The sequence below is a fragment of the Hymenobacter sp. DG01 genome, from assembly GCF_006352025.1.
Lineage (GTDB): Bacteria > Bacteroidota > Bacteroidia > Cytophagales > Hymenobacteraceae > Hymenobacter.
In genome coordinates, this window is the sequence record NZ_CP040936.1 from 449,273 (window position 1) to 470,035 (window position 20,763).

Below are 20,763 nucleotides of genomic sequence, written 5' to 3' on the forward strand. Positions count from 1 at the left end.
TGCTTTGCTCGTGCGTATGTCAGTTTTCCGCCATCTGCCGCTGCTGGTGCTGTTGGGCGCCGGGGCCTGCACCGGTGCCCAAACGGCATCGGAGCCGCGCACGCCGGCCCCGGAAAGCGCGGCCGCTCCCGCAGCTGCCCTCGATGTGCCGGCCCTGGTAGGGCGCAACATTGACCAGGTGCGCCGGGTGCTGGGGCCGCCGCACGAGACCCCCGACCAGAAAGTAGGAGCTGAGCCCACGGCGGAGCAGATGAAGGCCACGAAAGGCGAAGACTGGATTAATACCTTCGAGCACAACGGCGTCACGGTTGTGGCAACCTTCAACGCCCGTACCCGCAAAGTCCGGGACTTGGTGCTGGTAGGTACTGATGAAGACGAGATTCTGCAGAAAGGCAACCTGAGCCTTACCTCGTCCCAGTACATTGTGCTACCTGTGGTGAACCCCAGCAATAACCGGGAAATAATTGGCATGCGCGTGGTAGCCCGGAAATAGCGGATCTTCCTATGCCCCACAACGCCAGCGGCCGCCTGATAAGCTCAGGCGGCCGCTGGCGTTGTGGGGCACATGGTAGGCTTACAGAACGGGCGGCGGCAGCCGGAAGGGCACGAAGTCATCTACATTACCCCCGAAGCGGTGAATTTCGCGGATAATGGTGCTGCTGATAGCGGCCAGCACGGGTGAGGTGATGAGAAATACCGTTTCCAGCTCGGGGTTAACGTGGCGGTTGGCCTGAGCAATGGTGTTTTCGTACTCGAAGTCGGTGGTGTTGCGCAGGCCCCGCAGCAGAAACCGTGCGCCTACCTCCCGGGCGAAGTCGGCGGTAAGGCCCTTGTAGGCCCGGACCGACACCCGTGGCTCGTCCCGAAAAATATCCTCAATCAGACTAATCATCTGCTCTACCGGCAGGTAGCGCTGCTTACTGCTGTTGTTCCCGATGGCAATGATAACCTCATCAAACAAGGCCGCGCCGCGCCGTACTACGTCCAGGTGGCCGTTGGTAAACGGGTCAAAAGAGCCGGGGAACAGAGCGATACGCATAGAGAAAAATGGGCTGGCGAGGTAGTGAAAGAGCAATCGGTGAGCTGGTGAGTTTGTCGTTCAGGCCGGAGTGCTTGCACTGGTGGTACCGCTAACAATCCGTCTTACCAACTCATTAATAAGCGACTTATTAGCACAAGTGCAGAGCGTACAGCTCGAAATAGCGATACTCAAATACGTCGTTGAGGCGGTAGCTGTAGCCCAGGTCGTAGGGGCGGTTGCCGAACCGGATGTTGCGGATGTACTTACGCAGAATGGTAAATAGCTCCGAGTCGTGGGTAAGGTCGCCCCACACGGTTACCACGTCCTGGTCGGGGTTAAGCTGCAACTCCTGCATCACCAGAATGGTGTAGTAAATCAGATCCTCGGGAGTGCTGAATGGAAATACGTTGCAGAACTCCGGCTGCTTGTCGCGCATGGCCAGCAGCGTAACCTCCTGGTAGCTGATGCTAAGATAAATACGGCGGGAACCGCCCTGCTCGTTCTGGTGAGTAATGCCTTCTAGCAACGCACTGGTATGGTGCAGCAGCCGGCCCTCGGGGTAGGCAGCCTGAAACCACTCGGCCAGGGCCCGCTCGGCGGCAAAGATGTTGGTGATTTCCAGGCCCGGGTGGGTATAGTGCAGCACCTGCTCCCGCTGTGGATCGGTAGCATGGTGGAGGCGCAGGTAAGCAGCCTCATCGCCGGCCCGAAACAAAGAGGCGGGCAGCAAGGTGAAATGCCGGTTTTGCACGGCCAGGCGCACCCGGTTCCAGCCGGTGCGGCCCAGCAGCTCATGTTCGGCGGCCAGGGCCTGCAGCTGGGATGCCAGTGGAGTGGCGGTATCGGGGGCCGCGTAATCTTCCAGGGCTACAAACTTATTGCGGCGCACGTCGGCTACGCCCACGCGCAGGCCGGCCGGGCCGGCCGTCAGGTAGAGGTTGTAGGCCGAGAGGTTGTCCAGGTCCAGCGTTTCGTCGTGCAGGCGCTGCAAGGCGGCCGGGGGAGGCGTCAGGACGGAAGCGGACATAGGCGTAGCGGAAAAAGTGGGTACAGACGGGAAACAGAGGCAAAAGCCCGCTAAAGGTACGCAGGCGCCGCCCGACTCGAAAGCCCTGCCGTGCGGGAGCCAGGTGCGGGCCCGGCATAAACCAGCCGGGCGGCCGTCGGGCCTCCGCCCGCTAGCCCGGGGCATGGCTTACTGAAAGCGCACCTGCGGAATAAATACATCGTCGGGGCTGATGATGTCGCGTAGCACCGGATGCACCTGTGAAGGCAACAGCAGCCCCAGCTGGCGCGGCGTCATAAACTCCAGCTGGGTCAGCAGCTGGGCATGGGCGGCGTGCTCCGGATCGAGGCCGAGGCGGGGGGTAGCGGTGGGGTCGAGGGGGCGTACCTCAAAGAACAGCTCCAGGGCCTGCAGGCCCGGACCCCGAAACTCGTGCAGGTGCAGAAACCGCCCTACACTTACCGCCAGGCCGGTTTCCTCGGCAAATTCCCGTTCCAGGCCCTGTTGCAGCGTTTCGCCAAATTGCCACCCTCCACCGGGAGGCGACCAGAATGGTAGTTGGTTGGGCAGCAGCCCACGGTGGGCCGTAAGCAGCAGGGTATCGTTCCGGACCAGCAGGCCGCACACCCGCACCCGGGCTACCCCGGCGTACGCCTCCAGCAGGGAGTTAGCAGCAGTACCAGCAGTGAAGTCAGTCATAAGAGAAGCTCAGCTTTCGGCCGTGCAAAGGCACCAAAACGCAAGCTTACGAAGAAAGCCGGTGCAGCGGCTCACCTGAGGCGGCCAAAATGCTTTTCTACCGGCCGGCGGCCGTCCCCACGAGGCCGGCCCGGCGCGCTGCCCGGCGCTGCCGCCAGTGCCGCAGCCGCACCAGTGCCCACACCACGCCGGCCAGGGCCAGCACGGCCATCAGCAGCGGCAGCAGCAGCCCCAGCACCGTGCCCACCAGCGCCAGCAGATTTTCCAGCGTGGCCAACACCGGATTTCCCAGGCCAGCCGTGGTAACCGTAGAGCCGGCCCGCAGCAGCGAAGTACCGGTCTGGATGATGCCAGCGGCTCCGCCCCCGGCCAGCACCCCCAAGCCCCAGCGCAACATCGGGGGCATATCGGGCAGGGCCGAAGTCATGAGAATAGTGCCGGCAATGAACGCCGCCGGCCCCGTGATGGTGTCCAGTATATTATCCACCACCGGAACGTAGTAGCCCAGAATTTCGGCTACCGTGGCCGTACCCAGCACGGCCACGGCGGGCCAGCTGCCCAGCCAGGCAAAGCCGGCGGCCGGGGTCAGGTAGCCCGTCCGATAAGCCAGAGAAGCGGCCAGCAGCGGCACAAATACCCGAAAGCCGCTGCAGGCAGCCAGCGCCAGGCCCAGGGCCCCACTCAGCAGGTAGTCCAGATGTTCCATGGTAAGCAGGTAGGCAAAGGAGAAACGAAGAGAAGCGCGGCGCCCGGCGGCCCGGCGCCAAACTTCCAAAAGATACACAACCTTTGTGGCTCTATGACGACTGAATCGCTCGAAACCCGCATCCGCCGCAAGCTCACCCGCCAGCACTTCATGCACCACATCGGGGCCGACCTTACCCGCATTGAGGAGGGTAGGGTAGAGGCCGAGCTGACCCTGCAGCAGCAGCACCAGCAGCACGGCGGCTTTGCCCACGGCGGACTGGTAGCCACCATGGCCGATCTGGTAGCTGGCTTTGCCGCCGTAACCCTGGTGCCCGATGGTACGGGCTTGGTAACCGTGGAGCTGAAAACCAGCTACCTGCGCCCCGGAGTGGGGCAGAAGCTGCGGGCCGTGGGCTGGGTCCTGAAAGCCGGGCGCCGCCTGCATTTCTGCGAGGCGGAAGTGTGGTGCGACAGCCAGCTGATTGCGAAGGCTACGGCTACCATGGCCGTGGTAGAGCCCCCCGCAGCTGAGCAGTAGAATCTAAGGTTTTCTTCTCACCTTAGCGTAGCAGTCCGGATAGTTCCCACCGGGTGTGCTCTACCTGGTTATGAAGTGGATTATTACGGTGCTGCTATTACTGCTGGGCAGCCCCATTCAGGCCCAGCACCGCTACTGGGCCGCCGATTATGATTCGCTTAGCCAGGTGCTGCGCCGCCAGCCTGCCGACACGGCCCGCGTGCGTACCATCCGGCACATGCTGGATGTGGTGGAGCTGACGGAGCTGCGCCGCCGTCAGCAGGTACTACCCTTGCTGGATACGCTGTTCGCCCTGAATGCTCGCACCCAGCAGCTAGACGATGCTCCGTACCGGGAGCTGCAAGCCGGTGTGCGGCTGTGGGTCGGCGCTACTCGCTACCCCCAGGCCCTAAGCGCCCTGCAACAGGCCGTTGAACTGTTTGATGCCGCCGGCCACCCGGTGCCGCTTTTGCTCATTGACCTGGCCCCCCTCTACAACGCCATGCACGAAACGGCTGGGCGCCAGGCTTATTTTCAGCGGAAGCTGATACAGTACCGGGTGGAGAGAAACGTAAAAAACCAGGCGGCCTGCTACCTGGTGCTGGGCGGCACCTACCGCCACCGCGGCGACTACAACCAGGCCATCAGCTGCTACCTGCACGCCGCTGACCTCTTCAGGACCTTCCACCGCCGCCTGTACGCCAATGAGCTGATGGTAGCCGGCACTACCTACGCCGAGTGGGGCAACGACCAGAAAGCCCTGCACTACCTGACGCAGGCGTCCGGGCTTAATCAGCAATACACCATCAACGGGCTGCAGCGCTTCTTTGGGCAGCAGGCGGTGGGCAAGCTGTATCTGCAGCAGGGCAAGCTGCCCGAGGCCCTGCGCTACGCCGACCTGCTGCTGGAAACCGCCCGCCTCGACCCCGTGGACGGAACCCAGTTCAGGGCCTACGCGCTGGTGCTGAAAAGCCAGGTGCTGCTGGCCCTCCGGCAGCCCCAGGCAGTATTGCCGCTCCTGACGCGCGCCCAGCAGATTGCCGACTCCTTGCACATGCCCGTAACGGGACGTCCCGGCGAGTTTGCGCTCGATGCCACCTGGGCCCGCTACTACACCGCCCGCCATAACATTGCCCAGGCCGACCAGCACTGGCGCCAGGCTTACGAGAAAGCCACTGCCGCCAATTTTCAGATGCTGCGGCCCAAATACCTGCAACAGATTATTCGCTTTCAGGATGCGCACGGGGCCGCCGAGGCTACCCGCCTCTACGCCCGCGCCTACTTCAACCTGATGGATACCCTCAACGAAGCCCAGGGCCACAACCTGGTGGCCCAGTATGAGGCGGAGCGCACCGAGCAGGCCCAAAACGCGCAAATCGTTCGGTTGCGCCAGGAAAAAGTAGTGCAGGCCATGCGCCTGCGCCAGCGCAACCAGCTGCTGGGGGTAGCGGCCGTAGCCATTCTGCTGATATCGGGGCTGGGGGTGGCGGTGTACCGGCAGCTGCAGGTCAATAAGCAGACGCTGGCCCAGCTGCGCACAACCCAGCACCAGCTGGTGCAGTCGGAAAAGTGGGCGTTTGTGGGCGAAGTATCGGCTGGCATTGCCCACGAGCTGCAGAACCCGCTCAACTTCATGAAGCGCTTTGCTGAGGTGAGCACAACCATGGTGGATACCATGCACAACCCGGGCAAGAAAGCCGGGCTGGAGCAGGAAATTCTGGTGGGCCTGCGCCAGAATCTGCAGGAAATCAGCCAGCACGGCATCCGGGCTTCCGCCATCATCAAAGACATGCTGGAACACTCCCGCGCCGGCACCGGGCAGCGCGAGCCCATCGATCTGAACGAGTTGATTCGGGAGTACCTGTACCTGGCCCGCCAGGCCCCGGAGCTACGCGAGAAAACCCAGGCCGTAATAGTCGAAACCCACCTCGACCCGATGCTACCCCCTGTATCGGTGGTTGCCCCGGATATGGGCCGTGTGCTGCTGAACCTGTTCGCCAACGCTCTGTACGCCGTGGTGCAGCGCCCGCCGACCGCCGCCTACCTTCCCACCCTGCGCGTATCTACTGCAATCCAGTCAAATACCGTAGAAATCCGGGTGCAGGATAACGGCGTTGGCATGACGCCCGAGGTGCAGGCAAAAGTGTTTCAGGCCTTCTTCACCACCAAGCCTCCCGGCGAAGGCACCGGCCTGGGCCTCTCTCTCAGCTCCGACATCGTGAAAAGCCACGGCGGCACTATGGCAGTTGAATCGGGGGTAGGAAAGGGAACAGAATTTATTATCACGCTGCCGGTTGCTTAACCCATGGATACGGCCGCTGCGAAATACTACATCAGCTGGTACCGGTGGCAGGCCCAGGACAGCTACACGCTGTGGCTGACGATGCCCTACGAAGATGCTTTATGGGCTGATGAAATGGGTCGGGTTCCTTTATTTGCTACCCCTGGTGAAGTGAGGATACTGGCCGAAAGGTTAGGTGTTACGGTAGAAGGGGAAGCCCCTAGAATGCATGATTTTGACGCTGTAGCGCATTGGATGATGCACTCCAACCGTCTGCCTCCACGGGAATGCCTTATCGCCTGGAATGCATTCGACGATCTGAGTTCGGGCGTTGGGCACGAGTTTGCCGGAAACCGAAAAGCGCCTGTGCGAAACCGGGTGTTTGACTTATTGTACGCACAGAGCGGGCTCTGGAAAATAACTGCCGAGCCCATCTGGCGCTTGCAGGAACGGAAAGTGCTGCGGCGCATTCTGCAGCAGGGCTTCCGGTTGTGGCAGCGGTACACATATCAGGCATCGGCACCAGCCCGCGCACATTCTGGTAACGCAAACCGCCTATCCCCGCCGGGAGCTTAAACCGGCGTAGCTTTGTTCTCTCGATTACACAGCTATGCTTACCGTCAGAACTCCCTCCGTCCGCGACTATTTCCCCTACGAACCCACCCAGGACCAGGCCACGCTGTTTCGGCAGATGGACGGTTTCCTCGGCGATGCGCTGCCGGGGCGCAAGGCCTTTATCCTGCGCGGCTACGCCGGTACGGGCAAAACCACTGTGGTGAGTGCCTTGGTGCAGTGGCTGCACCGCATGGGCCGCAAATACGTGCTGATGGCCCCCACCGGCCGTGCCGCCAAGGTAATGAGCACTTACTCGGGGGTAGCAGCCAGCACCATTCACAAGAAGATTTACCGCCAGACCAGCGGCACGCCTGCCCAGGGCCTTTCGTTCCAGCGTCAGCCTAACCGCGCCCAGGATACCCTGTTCATCGTGGATGAGGCCTCCATGATTTCTGACGAAAAGGCTTTCGGCGAAAACGGCCTGCTCGACGATTTGATGAACTACGTGTTCGAGAAGCCCTCGAACCGTCTGCTGCTCATCGGCGACACGGCCCAGCTGCCGCCCGTGGGCCAGCTGCTCAGCCCGGCCCTCGATGCCGAGCTGCTGCGCCACCGCTTCCGCGCTCAGGTCGATTCGGTGGAGCTGCGCCAGGTAATGCGCCAGGCCGAGCAGTCGGGGATTCTGATGAACGCCACCGTGCTGCGCGAAGAGCTGCGCGAGGAGCACCCGCAAATTACCTTCTTCACCAAAGGCTACCCCGATATTTTCGCTATGGGTGGCGACAAGCTGGAAGACGGCCTGCGCTGGGCCTACAAGAACTTCGGGCACGAGAACAGCACCATCATCTGCCGCTCCAATAAGAACGCCAATCAGTACAACCAGTACATCCGGCGCATTCTGTTTGAGGCCGAGGATGAAATCGAATCGGGCGACTACCTGATGGTGGTGCGCAACAACTACTACTGGCTGCCCAAGGATTCGGAAATCGGGTTTCTGGCCAACGGCGACTTTGTGCAGGTAGTGAAAATCGTGCGCCTGACCGAGGAGTTTGGCTTCCGCTTCGCCGATGCCCGCGTGCGTCTCGTGGACTACCCCGACGAGCCGGACATGGAAATCAAGCTGCTGCTGGATACCTTGCACACCGAAAGCCCAGCCCTACCCGCCGACCGCAACAAAGCCCTCTACGACGCCGTTAGTGCCGATTACGCCCACCTCGAAACCAAGAAGGAGCGTACCGCCGCTATGCGCAAAGACCCGTTCCTGAATGCCCTGCAGGTGAAATTCGCCTACGCCCTTACCTGCCACAAAGCCCAGGGCGGGCAGTGGCAGGCCGTATTCGTGGACCACGGCTTTCTGAAGGAAGACATGGTGAACAGCGAGTTTGCCCGCTGGCTGTATACCGCCGTCACGCGCTCCTCGGAAAAGCTGTTTCTGCTGAATTTTAACAAGAAGCTTCTCGCCGACGAGAATCAGGAGTAGCGCCTACCCCCTTCAACACGCTCAAACCCTGCCGGGCAGGCGCCCGTTCGGAGCCAACTGGTCGGATGCCTTTGGTATTGGACCAGGGGTAGGGCACAAGGCGAAAAACTCCGGCTGAAAAGAACGGAACAACGTCCCTCGTGCGTTGTTATTCGTGTCGGCTGCGGAGGGGCTGGGGCGAAAACTGGCACGTAACTTGGCGCAGCCCCCGAAACTTGTATTTTTGACTACTTCCAACGCTTTTCAGCAGTTCAACCCATGAAAAAAGCACTTCTTCTGGCTCTTTCCCTGTCCGTGATGGGTTTCGCGGCTCAGGCGCAAACGGCGGCCGTGAAGCCGGCCAACGCTCAGACCAAAGTAGCGGGCCCGCAAATCCAGTTCGAGGAAATGAAGTACGACTTCGGCTCCATCCGCACCGGCGACGTGGTAGAGCACACGTTCAAGTTCAAGAACGTAGGCACCCAGCCGCTCGTGATTTCGAATATTGGTGTAAGCTGCGGCTGCACTACCCCCGACTGGACGAAAGAGCCCGTGATGCCTGGCAAAACCGGCACCGTAACGGCTAAATTCAACAGCGCCGGCAAAATGGGCATGCAGAACAAAGTGCTGACCATTGAGTCGAACTCGGCTGGTGGCAACGCCATGGTGGCCCTGGTAGGCGACGTGAAAGACGCTAACGCCGCCATGACGGCCGCCCCGGCTTCCACCGACGTATCGGCCCCCGCCGACACTAAAGACGCCAAGCAGAAAACCAAGATTGGCGACAGCAAGATCAAAGCCAAGAAGAAAGCTTCCTAAGCACTGGGCTTCCATAGAAAAGCAAAAAGGCTTGCCATCTGGCAAGCCTTTTTGCTTGTAACGGGGGTAGGAAATGCTACACCTGCCGGGCGGCCAGCAGCAGCACAATCCAGCCGGCAATAAGCAGCACGCCGCCGATGGGCGTGATAGCGCCCAGCTTGGTAATGCCCGTCAGGCACAGCACGTACAGCGAGCCGCTGAACACCAGCACCCCGCTCAGCCACAGCCAGGCCGTGGTGCCCAGGCTCTGCAGCTCGGGTTTCACGTGCCATAAAATGCCCACGGCCAGCAGGGCCAGCGCGTGGTAAAACTGGTAGCGCACGGCGGTTTCAAAGGTTTCGAAGCGACCGGAGGCTTCCAGCATCTTGCGCAGGCCGTGCGCCCCAAAGGCCCCGATTCCGACGCCCAGACCGCCCAGTAAGGCGGCCAGCTGAATAATAAGTCGAGCTGTCATGTAGTTGAATTGTCAGGTGTGAGTTGCCCGTTATCAGTTGCCAGTTGCCAGTTCGTTCTTGCAGCTCTGATGACTCAGTACTGGCAACCGGCAACTGATAACGGGCAACTAATAAGTTACCGTGAGCCAAAAATAGCGCTGCCGACCCGAATCAGGGTGCTGCCTTCGCGCAGGGCCAGCTCGTAGTCGGAGCTCATGCCCATGGAAATTTCCCGGAACGACTCATCTTCAGCGAAGTACAGGGCTTTCAGCTTGTCGAAATAGCCGCGCAGCTGCCGGAACTCGCGGCGCAGCTGGTCCTCGTCGGGGGTGTTGGTGGCAATGCCCATCACGCCGGCCAGGCGCACGTGCCGCAGGGCCCGGAACTCGGCCGACTGCAGAATTTCTTCCGCCTCGGCCAGGGTCAGGCCGGTTTTGGTTTCCTCATCGGCAATATGAAACTGCAGCAGACCCTCAATTATGCGGTTGTGCTTAGCCGCCTGGCGCTCAATTTCCAGCAGCAGCTTCAGGCTGTCGATGCTCTGGATGGTGTGCACGAAGGAGGCAATGTACTTTACCTTGTTGGTTTGCAGGTGCCCGATGAGGTGCCACTCAACATCGGGGGGTAGCTCGGGCTGCTTGGCGGCCATTTCCTGCACCCGGTTCTCGCCGAAGATGCGGGCGTCGGCTTCGTAGGCCTCGCGCAGGCGCTCCACGGGGTGGGTTTTGGTAACGGCCACCAGCCGGGCGGCCGTGCCGGTGAGGCGTTGTTGAATGCGGTGCAGGTTGTCAGAAATCACGGAGGTATGCTGATTAATTGTGATTTCGCTGATGCAGATAATCAGGCAAAATCAGGAGGTAAGAGAAGATCGGAAAAGCCGGAGAGCAAAACTAGGCTCTTAGAAGGTAAAACCCAGCCAACGCCTGATTGTCTGCCGCCAAAGCAACCCGACCGAAAAATCAGCGAAAAGGAATCTGTGTAAGCAGAAAAATCCGTGATTCAATCTTCCAGAGCATTCGTGAGGAAGGTGTTTTTCAGGCCTAGCCACACCAGCCACAGGCCCAGGCACCAAAACAGGTAAATGCGGTAATAGTCGCGGGTGTTGCGGTAGCGGGTCTGCTTGATTTCTGACTTCTCGTAGCGGTTGATCTGGGCGAAGGTCTGCTGCAGGGCGGCGTTGTCGGTGGCGCGGAAAAAGCGGCCCTCCCCGGCCTGGGCAATCTGGCGCATGGTCGTCTCATCGAGGCGGGTGCTGACGTAGGTGGGACGACCCGCGTCGTCGGTGCCGTAGGGTACAATGCCATCCTGACCCAGCCCGATGGTGTAGAGCTTGAGGCCGTAGGCGTGAGCCAACTGGGCGGCCGTGAGCGGATCGAGGGAGCCAGCCGTGTTTTCCCCGTCCGAAATCAGAATGCAAAGCTTGGTGCGGGAGCGGGAGTCGCGCAGGCGGTTGGTTGCCACGCCCAAAGCGGTGCCGATGGCCGTGCCATCGTTCGGAATCATGCCCAGGCGCAGGCCCTGCAGATTGTCGCGCAGCAGGTCGTAGTCGGTGGTGAGCGGAGCCAGAGAATAGGCGTCGCCGGCAAATACCACCAGCCCGATCCGGTCGCCCTGGCGGCCATCAATAAACTCGCGGGCTACCCGCTTGGCGGCCTCCAGGCGGTTGGGGCGCAGGTCCTGTAGCTCCATAGAGCCCGACACGTCCAGCACCAGCAGAATATCAATGCCCTCGCCGGTTTGCACTACCCGCTCATCGGTGCGCTGGGGCCGGGCCAAGGCCAGAATACCGAACCCCAGACTCAGGGCCAGCACCACATCGGGCAGGAAGCGCAGCACCGTGCTCCAGTCGCGGGGGAGCTGGCCGGCCACGAAGGCTACGCCGAGGCGGGAGCGGCTACGGCGGGCCAGGGCCCAGCGCACCACAAACAGCAGGGGCACCAGTGGCAGCAGCAGCAGCAGGCGGGGCTGCTCCCAGGTGTAGCTGGCCAGGGTAGCGTAGCGCACGCTATCCAGCACGGGAGCCAGTACATCAGTCCAGAGCTGAGGCATGCGGTAAAAGTAGTGAATACGGGGTTAGAGCTACAACCAGGCCGGTGTAGCCCCTTAGAGCCCGGACTAAACTCCGGACTACACTGAGCCGCTGGGTGCGGGCTCGCCCAGCCGCGTCAGTACCTGCGTGTACTGGCGCTCGGCAAAGCGCCGCAGCAGCTCGAAGGCCAGGTCGGTTTCGGTGTCGTCTTCGGAAAACTGGTTGCCGTAAATCACCCGGTCGGCCAGGCGCAGGGCCAGGCTCACATCAGCGTCGTTCTGATAATGAGCCACGATTTCGCGGGTGGTAAGGCTGGTGATGTTGCTGTCTTGAAGGGTAGAGAGGTAGTTTTTCCAGAGCGTGATGGCGCGCTCCATGTTAGTAGGCGAGCGGGACAAGGTGAAACGCTCTACGTGGCGGGCATACTGGGCCAGAAAGTACGCGTGGTTTTTGCGCAGCCGGTAGCGGCGGTAGCGCTGGCGCAGGCTGCGCCGGAAGCCCAGCACGATGCTGCCCGCCAACCCCAGCAGCACGGCCGCTCCGGCCAGCCAGTACGGGTAGTTGAACTGCGGCTCAACGGGTAGCAGCCGCAGGTTCTGGCGGAGCGGGGGCGCCGTGCCACCCTGGGCCGGCGGGGCCGTGCGCAGCAGCCGGACTGCCGCCGGAGTGGTAGGCAGCAGCAGCGTATCGCGGCCGCTGAGCACAGTAACCGGCAGCACCAGGCGCTGCACCGAGTCGAGGGCGAAGGTGCGCAGCAAGTACACGGCCCGGTCGAGGCTGCGGCCTTGGCGGGTGCGGGTAGGGTAGTAGCGCCGACCCACGTACTCGAAGGGAGCAAAGTCAGCAGCTGAATCGGGGAAGATAACCTCCAGGTCGGGGGCATGCGTGTACGTCAGCTCGTAGGCCAGAACTTCGCCGACCCGCACGCCGGGCCGCTGAAAGCGACCCGTGGGTGCGGGCTGCGCTACCCCCAGCGCCGGCAGCAGTAGCAGGACCAGGAGCCACGCACAGCCGCGTAGCCTCAGGAAAGCAGGCGGGCTACCCACGGCCGCCGCGCTGGTTACGCCGCCGGAACAGATTGACCAGCTGGGGCACAAAATCGGTATCGGTGGCAATGGAGAGGTACTCGGTGCGGTGGCGGCGGCAGATCTGCCCGATCTGCTCCCGGTTTTGCTCGTAGGTGGCGCGGTAGCGGGCCCGGAACGCCGCCGACGACGTATTCACCCACACCGTGCGGCCCGATTCCTGGTCGTGGAGCGGAATAATGCCCAGGGGCGGAAACTCCCGCTCCCGCTGGTCCAGCAGCTGCAGCACCACCAGATCGTGCTTGCGGGCCAGCATGGTCAGCTCCCGCTCGTAGTCGGCATCAATAAAGTCGGAAATCAGCAGCACAATGGTACGGCGCTTCAGTTGCCCCAGGGCCTGCTTGATGCCCGCTGCCACGGCTGTGTGCCGGCTGCGCGGCTCTAGCTCGAACAGGCGCTTGATAAGCGTGTAGGCGTGGCGTACGCCCTTGCCCGGAGCCAGGTACAGCTCTTTCTGATCGGAAAAGGCCAGAATACCCAGCTGGGCGTCCTGGCGGGCCGCGGCCAGGGCCAGCACCCCGCATATTTCGCGGCCTACATCAATCTTGCGGCGGGTGGTGGCGCCTACTTGCTGCGAGGCGCTGACGTCCAGCAATAAAAGCACCTGCTGCTCGCGTTCTTCCTTGTAGGTTTTCACGAAGGTGCCGTGTCCCTTGCTGGATACGGCCCAATCAATGGCCCGCACCTCATCCCCGTACTGATACAGCCGTACATCATCAAACTCCAGGCCGGTGCCTTTGAAGACGGAATGAAAATCGCCCTGCAGCTGGGCATCCACGGCTTTCAGAATGCGGATTTCCATCTGCCGAAGCTTGCGGACGAGGTGCTGAAAAGGCGAATCGGCGGGTTTCATTCCGACTAAACTACGGGTTCCTCCTAACTTTGCCGCCGTGAAAAAATTTTCGTTTCGAGTAACAACGTGGGTAGGGGCGCTGGCCCTGCTGCTGACGGCCTGCCAGAAGGCGGAGGATATAGCGCCGCCCCGCCAGCTTATTGCCCGCGACAAAATGGTGAGCCTGCTCATTGAGCTGCACACGCTGGAGGCCCGCGCCGACGCCGCCGGCCTACCCCTCGACTCGGCTCGGGCCTTGTTTCTTGAGGCGCAGAAAAACCTGTACTGGCGCTACGAGATCAACGACTCTTTATTTATGCAGAGCTACCGCTACTACGCCGTGCACGACAAAGACCTGGACGGAATTTATGCCCAGGTAGTGGACAGCCTGGCCCTGCGCGAAGTGCAGCTGCAGGCGGCCAATGCCGCCGCCGCGGGAGCTCCCACGCCTGCCCCCATACCGCCCCGCAACTAAACCAGGCGGCTGCCATTGGGCACGGGGGCGGCCACGGTGGCCAGCACAATATGGCCCTCGGCATCGGGGGTGCCCGTTACCAGTACTTCCGACATAAACTTGCCGATTTGCTTGGGCGGAAAGTTGACCACGCACAGCACCTGGCGGCCCGGCAGCTCGTGGGGCTGGTAGTGGTGGGTAATCTGGGCGCTGGATTTTTTCAGGCCAATTTCGGGGCCCAGGTCAATGAGCAGCTGGTAGGCCGGCCGCCGCGCCCCTACAAACTCGCGGGCTTCCAGTATCGTCCCAACGCGCAGATCAACACGCTCAAATTCGGCCCAGGTTAGCATAAGGTCAGATAGTAAAATGGTGAGAGGGGGAGGTGGCGTTTCGGCGACAACAAACCCACCGCAACCTAGCGCATATAGCGGAAAAGCCCCAGCGGGGCGGCCTGAACCAGTCAACGGTTCGTGCCGCCCCGCTGGGGCTTTAAGCAAAATAGAGGGGTAGGGCGGTTAACGGCTTCCTCTGCCAGAACCAACGTCGAACCCACCCATTCACTACTTACTTCAGGGCAAAGGCTTCGAGCTGCTGAAGGCGCTGCTGCGTCTGCTGCTCCCAGGCCTGCTGGCGGGGTAGGTTCAGGCCGTGGTTGGTTTCCTGGTCGTAGCGGGCTTCTTCGCGCTGCCAGGTCAGGAAGGCTACCTTGGTGAGGTTGTTGAAAGCGGGCTGCAGCTTCTCGCAGTCGAGCTTGACCAGGCTAAGCTTCTGGCGCAGCAGGCGGGCGTGCACTTCCGTCAGGTCGAAGTGGAGCTGCTCGTGGCGGAGCAGCTGGGGGGTAGCCCGCTTGGGATCCCGCACCCACGACTCCATGGGCACGAAAACCGCCTGCACCTGCGCGGAAAACACATAATCGACGCAGCCTACCTTGGCATCAATGCTGGAGGAAGTCAGCGCAGCCAGCTGATCGGTAGCGGGGCGGCTCCGGAAGTCGTCCCAGGTAAGGGGGCGGTTGGCGCGCCACTCAATTTTGGCGGGCGGCTGAACTCGGGCCGGAGCCGGCGACGACGGACCCTGGGCCGCCGCAGAAAACAAGCCGAGGATGAAGGGCAGCGAAAAAGAAAACAGCATAGAGCGCTATAGCTATAGAAAAGACCAGTGGAAAACAAAATGCAGCGGGGTAACACAAGCGCTATAATCGGGCCAGCCGGGCGCAGGCTTCTGCCTTGCGGCTACCACACCTACTGCGCCGCTTAACGCACGGTGAGGGCGGCTTCGTTCACTGGCACAGCCGTTGGGATGGGTCGGCGCCAGAAGCGCAGCAGCAGCACACCCGCCACCAGGCTCAGGCCCGTGAGCAGGCCTACCCATACGCCCGTAGCACCCCAGCCCAGCCGGAAGCCCAGCACGTAGCCCAGCGGTAGGGCTGCGGCCCAGTAAGCCAGCAGGGCCACCACGGAGGGTACCTTCACATCTTCCAGGCCCCGTAGCGCCCCCAGGCCCACTACCTGCAGGCCATCGGAAACCTGGAAAGCGGCGGCAATCAGTAGAAGGGAGGCGGCCTGAGCTACCACGGCGGGGTCGTGGTTATAGTACAGCGGAATGGTGTGCCGCCCCAGCACCAATAGCACACCCATCAGGCTCATAAAGATGAACGTGAGCAGGTAGGCGGCCAGGCCGGCCTGGCGGGCCCCGGCGGCATCCTGGCTGCCCAGGTGCTTGCCCACCCGAATGGTGGCGGCCGCCGCAATGCCACTGGCGGCCATGTAGGTAACGGAGGCCACGTTGATGGCAATCTGGTGGGCGGCTAGGTCGGTGGCGCCCAGCCAGCCAATCATGATGGCCGAAAAGCTGAAGGCGCCCATCTCAAACATCATCTGCACGCCAATGGGGGAGCCCAGCCCCGTCAGGCGGCGCAGGCCGGCGGCATCGGGGCGAAGATTTTCGCGGGCGGCTTCGCGGTAGGGCTGCAGGCGCACGGCGCGCAGCACGTAGCCAGCCATGAGCACGGCCATGAGTACGCGGGCAATCAGGGTGGCCCAGGCGGCGCCCATCATGCCCAGCTCCGGCAGGCCCAGCTTGCCAAACACCAGCCCGTAGCACAGCACCGCGTTCAGCACGTTGGCCTGCACCGACAGCAGCATGGCCTGGCGGGTGAGCCCCAGGCCTTCGGCGAACTGCTTGAAGCCCTGAAACAGCATCAGGGGCAGCAAGGAAAGAAACATTACCCGCACCCAGGGCGTGGCCAGTGCCACTACTTCCGGGGGCTGGTGCAGGTAGGGCAGCAGGGTCGGTACCAGCAGGCCGCTCAAGGCCAGCACTACCCCGGCTACCAAGCTCAGCCACACCCCGTTTACCAGCAAGCGGCCCAGGGCGGGTACGTCGCGGCGGCCGTCGGCGGCCGCTACCAGCGGGGTGATGCCCATGGTCAGGCCCATACCCAGCACCATCACCACCGTATTCACGCTCACGCTCAGCGACACCGCCGCCAGGGGCACCTTACCCGTTTGGCCCACAATCATACTGTCGCAGACGTTGACCAGCACGTGGCCCAGCTGGCTAAGCATGACGGGATAAGCCAACTCAAGGGTGGGCAGCAGATGAGAGCGAAGCGCGGAGCGAGACATGGGCAGCGGTAAAAAGAACCACAAAGGTACAACACCCCGCCCCGCGCGCCTTTATATACTCCACTGCCGTTACGCCGGCCCGCATATTTTTCCTGTTCTTAGTAGGGCAACGTACTCAGGGCCTGTTGCAGGCGGGCCAGGGCCTCGCGCAGCACCGGCTCCGGCACGGCATACGTCAGGCGCACGAAGCCCGGCGCCCCGCAGCTGGCCCCATCTACCACGGTCAGCCCAGCGGTGTGCAGGTGGGCCACCAGTTCCCGGGAGGCCACCAGGGGTTCAGCCTTCGGGCGGAGGTAGGCGCGCAAATCGGGGAAGGCGTAGTACGTGGCCTCGGGTTGCGGCGGCGGCACCAGCGGAAGGTCGGTGAGGGCCGCAAGCATGAGGCGGCGGTTAGGGTGCAGCTGCTCTACCAGGTCCCGGGCAATGGCGGAAGCTTGTCGGGTAACGGCAAGGGCCGCGTGCTGCAGCGGGGCCGGCACGGCGCTGCCCGTGGCGTGTTGCCAGGCCGCGCAGGCCTGGGCAATGGCGGGCGGTGCAATCAGGTAGCCCAATCCCCAGCCAATGAGGGCCAGCGACTTGCTGAAGCCGTTCACGACCAGGTGCCGGCCGCCAGGGTCGGGGAAGCTAAATAGGGTAGGCGGCGCCTCCGCCCCGAAGCTGATGCCGTTGTATATCTCGTCGCTGAGCACGAACAGCTCCGGGTACTCCCGGGTTACGGCAAGCCAGGCTTCCACTTCAGCCCGCGAGTACACCCGGCCCGTAGGGTTGTTGGGGTTCGAAAACAGCACTATCCGGGTGCGCGGCGTGAGGGCCGCCCGCAACTGCTCGGGGTCAAGGGCGTACCCATCCTCCGAGCGGAGGGGCAGCTCCCGCACGGTGCCGCCGGCCTGGGTAATCAGCTCCCGGAAGCCAAACCAGTTGGGGGTAGGCAGCAGCACCTCGTCGTGGGGGCGCAGCACGGCCCGGAGCAGGGCAAACAAGGCGGGCTTGACACCGGGCGTTATTACCACCTGCTCCGGAGCTACGGTTCCGCCGCCGGGGAACGTGTAGGTGTCGGCCAGGGCCTCCCGGAGCCCCGGCAGACCAGCCACGTCCAGCAGGGGTAGGGCACCTGCCTGCAAAGCCCGGACTGCCGCTTCGGTGGCAACCGGCGGGGGCGTGAAGGTGCCGTAGCCCGAGGCCAGACTAAGCATCGGGGAGGGAGCAGGGTTGACGGACATAGCAGGGGTAGGCCGAACGTGGAACAAGCTGCACCGGGCGCAGTTAGCGCGCCGGCCGCAGAATTACGTCCGCAAAATAGTCCTGCTCATCGGTAAAAAACTCCTCCACAGCCAAGCCGCTGGCCTGGGCGGCGGCACTAATGCCGGGGCGGGTAAATTTGTAGGAGTTTTCGGTGTGAATCATTTCCCAGGCGGCAAACTCTGCCTGCCAGTCCAGGGCCGTGAAGTGCACCGTCTGGGCCTGGCTGCTCACCAGGAACGAGCGCACGGCCCCGCTGAGCGGGTCATAGTCGGTGTAGTGCTGCCACTGGCCCAGGTCGAAGTCGGCGCCCAGCTCCTGGTTCAGGCGGTGCAGCAGGTTCAGGTTAAAGCGGGCCGTAACGCCCTGGCTGTCATCATAGGCCGCCCGGATCAGGCGCGGGTCTTTCTGCAGATCGAAGCCTACCAGCAGCCGGTCGTCGGGGGTGAGGGGGCGGGCCAGGCTCTGCAGAAAGCGGTGCCGGTCGTCGGGCAGGAAGTTGCCGATGTTGGAACCCAGAAACAGCACCGCCTTGCGGCCGGGCCGGCTGGCCATCAGGCGTAGGGCTTCGGCATAATCGGCCACCACGGGCTCTACCCGCAGGGTGGGCAGCTCAGTGCGCAGGCTGGCGGCCAGGCCCTCGAGGGCGGCACTGGAAATATCGACGGGCACGTACGTAAACCGGGCCCCGGTAGCCAGCAGGTGGCGCAGCAGAATCTTGGTTTTCAGCCCGTCGCCGGCGCCCAGTTCCAGCAGGAAAAACGGCTCATCGGGGCTGCTGGGGCGCAGGGCCTGCCCGATAGCCTCCTGGTGGCGGCTCAGCAGGCCGAACTCAGTGCGGGTAGGGTAATACTCCGGCAGAGCCATGATCTGCTGAAACAAGCGGCTGCCCTCGTCATCATAGAAGTACATCGACGACAAGGTTTTGAACGGGCGGCTCAGCCCCTCGCGCACATGGCGGCCCAGCGGGCTGGTGGCCGCCGGTGGGGCAGAATGCCCAGCGGGCAAGGTGGAGGCAGAATTGGGAGCAGCAGGAGCAGGCATAAGACAGAGGAAAGGAGAGAAGCTGGCAGCAGGCGGGCCCCGGGACAGAAGCCCCGGCGGCGTTCAGCACCAGAGCAGGGGTAGGGTTAGCGGGCCAGCCGGATGCCGGTAAACTGCCAGCGCTTATCGGGGTGGAAGAAGTTGCGGTAGGTGAGGCGGATGTGGCTTTGGGGCGTGGCGCAGGAGCCTCCGCGCAGCACCAGTTGGTTGAGCATAAACTTACCATTGTACTCGCCTAGGGCTCCGGCCGCGCGCTGGTAGCCAGGGTAGGCGTGGTAGGCCGAGTAGGTCCACTCCCAGGCGTCGCCGAGAAGCTGGTGGCACTGGTTGGCGGGGGCAGAGGGGGGTAGGGGCTGCGGGTCGAAGAGGTTGCTTTCAAGAAAGGTGCCGGCCGGGGTAGCGCCAAAGTGCCGGGCCGCAATTTCCCACTCTTGCTCCGTAGGCAGGCGGCAGCCCCGCCAGTGCGCATAGGCATCGGCCTCGTAAAAACTGATGTGGGTAACCGGAGCGGCCAGGTTCACGGGCACCAGGCCGTGGTGGCTGAAGCGGTGCCACTGCCCCTCGCGCAACACCCAGTACAGAGGGGCCTCCCAGCCCTGCTGCTGCACCAGGTCCCAGCCTTCGCCCAGCCAGTAACGGAAGTCGCGGTAGCCGCCCGCCTCCATAAACTCCAGGTACTCGGCGTTGGTTACCAGCCGGTTCTGCAGCTCAAAATCGGCTACGTACGTATCGTGGGCTCCCAACTCATTATCGAAGTGGAAGCCCTCTTCCTGAAACCCGATGCGGTGCACCCCGCCAGGTACCGGCAGCCAGCTTGCGGCCGGTGCTGCCGTAGCGGCAGCCGGGGCAGGAGCGGGCTGATAAGCCGGGGCCAGCGGGCTGGTGCTCAGGATGTACTTGATATCGGTAACCAGCAGCTCCTGGTGCTGCTGCTCGTGCTGCAGCCCCAACTCAAACACCTCCTGAAACGCGGCCGGCAGCGTATCCTGCAAGGCCAACAGGCGTTCCATCTGTGCATCCACGTAGGCGCGGTAGGCATACACCTCGGCCAGCGGCGGGCGGGACAGTGTGCCCCGGTCGGCGCGGTTTACCCGGGAGCCCAGGGAGTTGTAGTACGAGTTGAACAGAAACGCGTAGTCGGGGTGGTACACCGCGTAGCCCGGCAGGTACTCGCGGAGCAAAAAGGTTTCGAAAAACCAGGTGGTATGCGCCAAGTGCCATTTGGGCGGGCTCACATCGATGATGGGCTGCACGACGGTATCCTCAGGCAGCAGGGGGCGGCACAAGGCCTCTGTTTGCTGGCGCACGGCCCGAAAGCGGGCGGGCAGGGAGGCGGACAAACCAGGGGCAAGCCGTTGTGCGGAGGCCGGATCAGAGTTCATAGCAGGCAGAAATATGGCAAAGGCACCATTAGCATAACGGCAAACGGGGCGGGTAGTTTAAGCAGGTTCGGCAATTAAGCTCAGCGGTACGTGTTTAACGTAGCCCGTGCGTATTACTACGGGGGTAGCTCCTCAGTACAAAGCGGTATTTTACGATTGGAGGTAGGTTTTTGCCTATTCCTCCGGCATCTTCGGTCATACTCAGGGTGTTAGAAATCAACTGCCGCCCTGTCAACCATCACCCTCTTACCCTACTACGAGCTATGAACACCAAATCCGCCAACCGTACCAATCCCGAAACGCCCGCCGCCAAACGTCCCCGGGGCTTTGCCGCCATGGACCCCGCCACCCAGCGCCGCATCGCCAGCGAGGGAGGCCGCGCCTCACACCAGAGCGGCCGGGGCCACCGCTTTACCTCAGAGGAAGCCCGGGCGGCCGGCCGTAAGGGGGGCCAGGCTAGCCGCGGACGCGGCAATCAGGGCACTGCCGCATAAATAAGCTGACTGCTGAGGAGTAACGACGAGGCGGGTATTGCCGGCTGAGTCGTCTGAACGGTGCCGCTTCTGCTTGGGGTTTCCCGGGCCGGAGCGGCG

General features: G+C 62.7%; 23 protein-coding genes. 8 read left to right on the plus strand and 15 right to left on the minus strand.

Annotation, left to right across the window (positions count from 1 at the left end):
• Nucleotides 1–16 precede the first annotated feature (16 nt).
• On the plus strand, nt 17–493 hold the full coding sequence (locus FGZ14_RS01855) for a hypothetical protein (protein WP_139920617.1): 477 nt from the start codon (nt 17–19) through the stop codon (nt 491–493).
• Nucleotides 494–574: 81 nt separating this feature from the next.
• Here the strand turns inward: FGZ14_RS01855 and coaD are convergent, their stop codons facing one another.
• From coaD to FGZ14_RS01875, 4 genes are all read right to left on the minus strand, one after another.
• Nucleotides 575–1,039, minus strand: coding sequence for a pantetheine-phosphate adenylyltransferase (coaD, locus tag FGZ14_RS01860; protein WP_139920620.1), 465 nt, complete (start codon nt 1,037–1,039; stop codon nt 575–577).
• A gap of 130 nt (nt 1,040–1,169) precedes the next feature.
• Nucleotides 1,170–2,048 carry a DUF3822 family protein gene (locus FGZ14_RS01865; protein ID WP_180754456.1) on the minus strand — a complete coding sequence of 293 codons (879 nt, stop codon included), beginning with the start codon at nt 2,046–2,048 and terminating at the stop codon, nt 1,170–1,172.
• Between the two features lie 168 nt (nt 2,049–2,216).
• Complete coding sequence (locus FGZ14_RS01870; RefSeq protein WP_139920624.1) at nt 2,217–2,726, minus strand: NUDIX domain-containing protein; 510 nt, start codon at nt 2,724–2,726, stop codon at nt 2,217–2,219.
• Nucleotides 2,727–2,823: 97 nt separating this feature from the next.
• A complete protein-coding gene (locus FGZ14_RS01875) occupies nt 2,824–3,432 on the minus strand; it encodes a DUF4126 domain-containing protein (protein WP_139920627.1) in 609 nt (202 codons plus the stop codon).
• 93 nt (nt 3,433–3,525) lie between these two features.
• On the opposite strand from FGZ14_RS01875, the gene FGZ14_RS01880 reads away from it, so the two are divergent.
• The 5 genes from FGZ14_RS01880 (at nt 3,526) to FGZ14_RS01900 (ending at nt 9,044) form a co-directional block, all read left to right on the plus strand.
• Nucleotides 3,526–3,951, plus strand: coding sequence for a PaaI family thioesterase (locus tag FGZ14_RS01880; RefSeq protein WP_139920629.1), 426 nt, complete (start codon nt 3,526–3,528; stop codon nt 3,949–3,951).
• 70 nt (nt 3,952–4,021) lie between these two features.
• Entirely contained in the window at nt 4,022–6,232 is a 2,211-nt protein-coding gene (locus FGZ14_RS01885) for an ATP-binding protein (RefSeq protein ID WP_139920631.1), read from the plus strand.
• Nucleotides 6,233–6,235: 3 nt separating this feature from the next.
• The gene (locus FGZ14_RS01890; RefSeq protein WP_139920633.1) at nt 6,236–6,787 is read left to right on the plus strand and encodes a hypothetical protein; all 552 of its coding nucleotides are present in this window, start codon (nt 6,236–6,238) and stop codon (nt 6,785–6,787) included.
• A gap of 34 nt (nt 6,788–6,821) precedes the next feature.
• Nucleotides 6,822–8,246: an ATP-dependent RecD-like DNA helicase gene (locus FGZ14_RS01895; RefSeq protein ID WP_139920636.1), complete on the plus strand. Its 1,425-nt coding sequence runs from the start codon at nt 6,822–6,824 to the stop codon at nt 8,244–8,246.
• 258 nt (nt 8,247–8,504) lie between these two features.
• Nucleotides 8,505–9,044, plus strand: coding sequence for a DUF1573 domain-containing protein (locus tag FGZ14_RS01900; protein WP_139920638.1), 540 nt, complete (start codon nt 8,505–8,507; stop codon nt 9,042–9,044).
• A gap of 76 nt (nt 9,045–9,120) precedes the next feature.
• On the opposite strand, the gene FGZ14_RS01905 is transcribed toward FGZ14_RS01900, so the two are convergent.
• The 5 genes from FGZ14_RS01905 to FGZ14_RS01925 form a co-directional block, all read right to left on the minus strand.
• On the minus strand, nt 9,121–9,498 hold the full coding sequence (locus FGZ14_RS01905; RefSeq protein WP_139920640.1) for a DUF423 domain-containing protein: 378 nt from the start codon (nt 9,496–9,498) through the stop codon (nt 9,121–9,123).
• Nucleotides 9,499–9,614: 116 nt separating this feature from the next.
• Nucleotides 9,615–10,277 carry a YggS family pyridoxal phosphate-dependent enzyme gene (locus FGZ14_RS01910; RefSeq protein WP_139920642.1) on the minus strand — a complete coding sequence of 221 codons (663 nt, stop codon included), beginning with the start codon at nt 10,275–10,277 and terminating at the stop codon, nt 9,615–9,617.
• A gap of 200 nt (nt 10,278–10,477) precedes the next feature.
• On the minus strand, nt 10,478–11,527 hold the full coding sequence (locus tag FGZ14_RS01915; protein WP_257883318.1) for a VWA domain-containing protein: 1,050 nt from the start codon (nt 11,525–11,527) through the stop codon (nt 10,478–10,480).
• A 78-nt stretch (nt 11,528–11,605) separates the two neighbouring features.
• Nucleotides 11,606–12,553: a hypothetical protein gene (locus tag FGZ14_RS01920; protein ID WP_139920644.1), complete on the minus strand. Its 948-nt coding sequence runs from the start codon at nt 12,551–12,553 to the stop codon at nt 11,606–11,608.
• Complete coding sequence (locus FGZ14_RS01925) at nt 12,546–13,445, minus strand: DUF58 domain-containing protein (protein WP_139920646.1); 900 nt, start codon at nt 13,443–13,445, stop codon at nt 12,546–12,548. Before FGZ14_RS01925 ends, FGZ14_RS01920 begins: the two co-directional genes overlap by 8 nt.
• Nucleotides 13,446–13,482: 37 nt before the next feature.
• Here FGZ14_RS01925 and FGZ14_RS01930 point away from each other — a divergent pair, with 37 nt between their 5' ends.
• Nucleotides 13,483–13,899 carry a DUF4296 domain-containing protein gene (locus FGZ14_RS01930; RefSeq protein ID WP_139920649.1) on the plus strand — a complete coding sequence of 139 codons (417 nt, stop codon included), beginning with the start codon at nt 13,483–13,485 and terminating at the stop codon, nt 13,897–13,899.
• Here FGZ14_RS01930 and FGZ14_RS01935 read toward each other — a convergent pair.
• The 6 genes from FGZ14_RS01935 to egtB form a co-directional block, all read right to left on the minus strand.
• Nucleotides 13,896–14,228, minus strand: coding sequence for a tRNA-binding protein (locus tag FGZ14_RS01935; protein ID WP_139920651.1), 333 nt, complete (start codon nt 14,226–14,228; stop codon nt 13,896–13,898). The genes FGZ14_RS01930 and FGZ14_RS01935 overlap by 4 nt on opposite strands.
• Before the next feature lie 214 nt (nt 14,229–14,442).
• Entirely contained in the window at nt 14,443–15,009 is a 567-nt protein-coding gene (locus tag FGZ14_RS01940) for a DUF922 domain-containing protein (RefSeq protein ID WP_139920663.1), read from the minus strand.
• A gap of 122 nt (nt 15,010–15,131) precedes the next feature.
• Nucleotides 15,132–16,505 (minus strand): MATE family efflux transporter, encoded by a 1,374-nt coding sequence (locus FGZ14_RS01945; protein WP_139920666.1) that lies wholly within the window; start codon nt 16,503–16,505, stop codon nt 15,132–15,134.
• Between the two features lie 98 nt (nt 16,506–16,603).
• Entirely contained in the window at nt 16,604–17,725 is a 1,122-nt protein-coding gene (locus FGZ14_RS01950; RefSeq protein WP_139920668.1) for a pyridoxal phosphate-dependent aminotransferase, read from the minus strand.
• A gap of 43 nt (nt 17,726–17,768) precedes the next feature.
• Nucleotides 17,769–18,788, minus strand: a complete 1,020-nt coding sequence (egtD, locus tag FGZ14_RS01955) for an L-histidine N(alpha)-methyltransferase (RefSeq protein ID WP_139920670.1) — start codon at nt 18,786–18,788, stop codon at nt 17,769–17,771.
• Between the two features lie 86 nt (nt 18,789–18,874).
• Nucleotides 18,875–20,128, minus strand: coding sequence for an ergothioneine biosynthesis protein EgtB (gene egtB, locus FGZ14_RS01960; RefSeq protein WP_257883319.1), 1,254 nt, complete (start codon nt 20,126–20,128; stop codon nt 18,875–18,877).
• Nucleotides 20,129–20,433: 305 nt separating this feature from the next.
• Between egtB and FGZ14_RS01965 the strand changes: the two genes are divergently transcribed.
• Nucleotides 20,434–20,664 (plus strand): KGG domain-containing protein, encoded by a 231-nt coding sequence (locus FGZ14_RS01965; RefSeq protein ID WP_139920672.1) that lies wholly within the window; start codon nt 20,434–20,436, stop codon nt 20,662–20,664.
• The last annotated feature ends 99 nt before the right edge of the window (nt 20,665–20,763 follow it).

Bases quoted from the DNA above. Each gene is read 5' to 3' on its own strand.
- FGZ14_RS01880 (WP_139920629.1), top strand. From the start codon at position 3,526: ATGACGACTGAATCGCTCGAAACCCGCATCCGCCGCAAGCTCACCCGC.
- egtD (WP_139920670.1), bottom strand. From the start codon at position 18,788: ATGCCTGCTCCTGCTGCTCCCAATTCTGCCTCCACCTTGCCCGCTGGG.
- coaD (WP_139920620.1), bottom strand. From the start codon at position 1,039: ATGCGTATCGCTCTGTTCCCCGGCTCTTTTGACCCGTTTACCAACGGC.
- FGZ14_RS01895 (WP_139920636.1), top strand. From the start codon at position 6,822: ATGCTTACCGTCAGAACTCCCTCCGTCCGCGACTATTTCCCCTACGAA.
- FGZ14_RS01900 (WP_139920638.1), top strand. From the start codon at position 8,505: ATGAAAAAAGCACTTCTTCTGGCTCTTTCCCTGTCCGTGATGGGTTTC.
- FGZ14_RS01885 (WP_139920631.1), top strand. From the start codon at position 4,022: ATGAAGTGGATTATTACGGTGCTGCTATTACTGCTGGGCAGCCCCATT.
- FGZ14_RS01925 (WP_139920646.1), bottom strand. From the start codon at position 13,445: ATGAAACCCGCCGATTCGCCTTTTCAGCACCTCGTCCGCAAGCTTCGG.
- FGZ14_RS01890 (WP_139920633.1), top strand. From the start codon at position 6,236: ATGGATACGGCCGCTGCGAAATACTACATCAGCTGGTACCGGTGGCAG.
- FGZ14_RS01935 (WP_139920651.1), bottom strand. From the start codon at position 14,228: ATGCTAACCTGGGCCGAATTTGAGCGTGTTGATCTGCGCGTTGGGACG.
- FGZ14_RS01915 (WP_257883318.1), bottom strand. From the start codon at position 11,527: ATGCCTCAGCTCTGGACTGATGTACTGGCTCCCGTGCTGGATAGCGTG.
- FGZ14_RS01855 (WP_139920617.1), top strand. From the start codon at position 17: ATGTCAGTTTTCCGCCATCTGCCGCTGCTGGTGCTGTTGGGCGCCGGG.
- FGZ14_RS01870 (WP_139920624.1), bottom strand. From the start codon at position 2,726: ATGACTGACTTCACTGCTGGTACTGCTGCTAACTCCCTGCTGGAGGCG.
- FGZ14_RS01875 (WP_139920627.1), bottom strand. From the start codon at position 3,432: ATGGAACATCTGGACTACCTGCTGAGTGGGGCCCTGGGCCTGGCGCTG.
- FGZ14_RS01950 (WP_139920668.1), bottom strand. From the start codon at position 17,725: ATGTCCGTCAACCCTGCTCCCTCCCCGATGCTTAGTCTGGCCTCGGGC.
- FGZ14_RS01945 (WP_139920666.1), bottom strand. From the start codon at position 16,505: ATGTCTCGCTCCGCGCTTCGCTCTCATCTGCTGCCCACCCTTGAGTTG.
- FGZ14_RS01865 (WP_180754456.1), bottom strand. From the start codon at position 2,048: ATGTCCGCTTCCGTCCTGACGCCTCCCCCGGCCGCCTTGCAGCGCCTG.
- FGZ14_RS01905 (WP_139920640.1), bottom strand. From the start codon at position 9,498: ATGACAGCTCGACTTATTATTCAGCTGGCCGCCTTACTGGGCGGTCTG.
- FGZ14_RS01940 (WP_139920663.1), bottom strand. From the start codon at position 15,009: ATGCTGTTTTCTTTTTCGCTGCCCTTCATCCTCGGCTTGTTTTCTGCG.
- FGZ14_RS01965 (WP_139920672.1), top strand. From the start codon at position 20,434: ATGAACACCAAATCCGCCAACCGTACCAATCCCGAAACGCCCGCCGCC.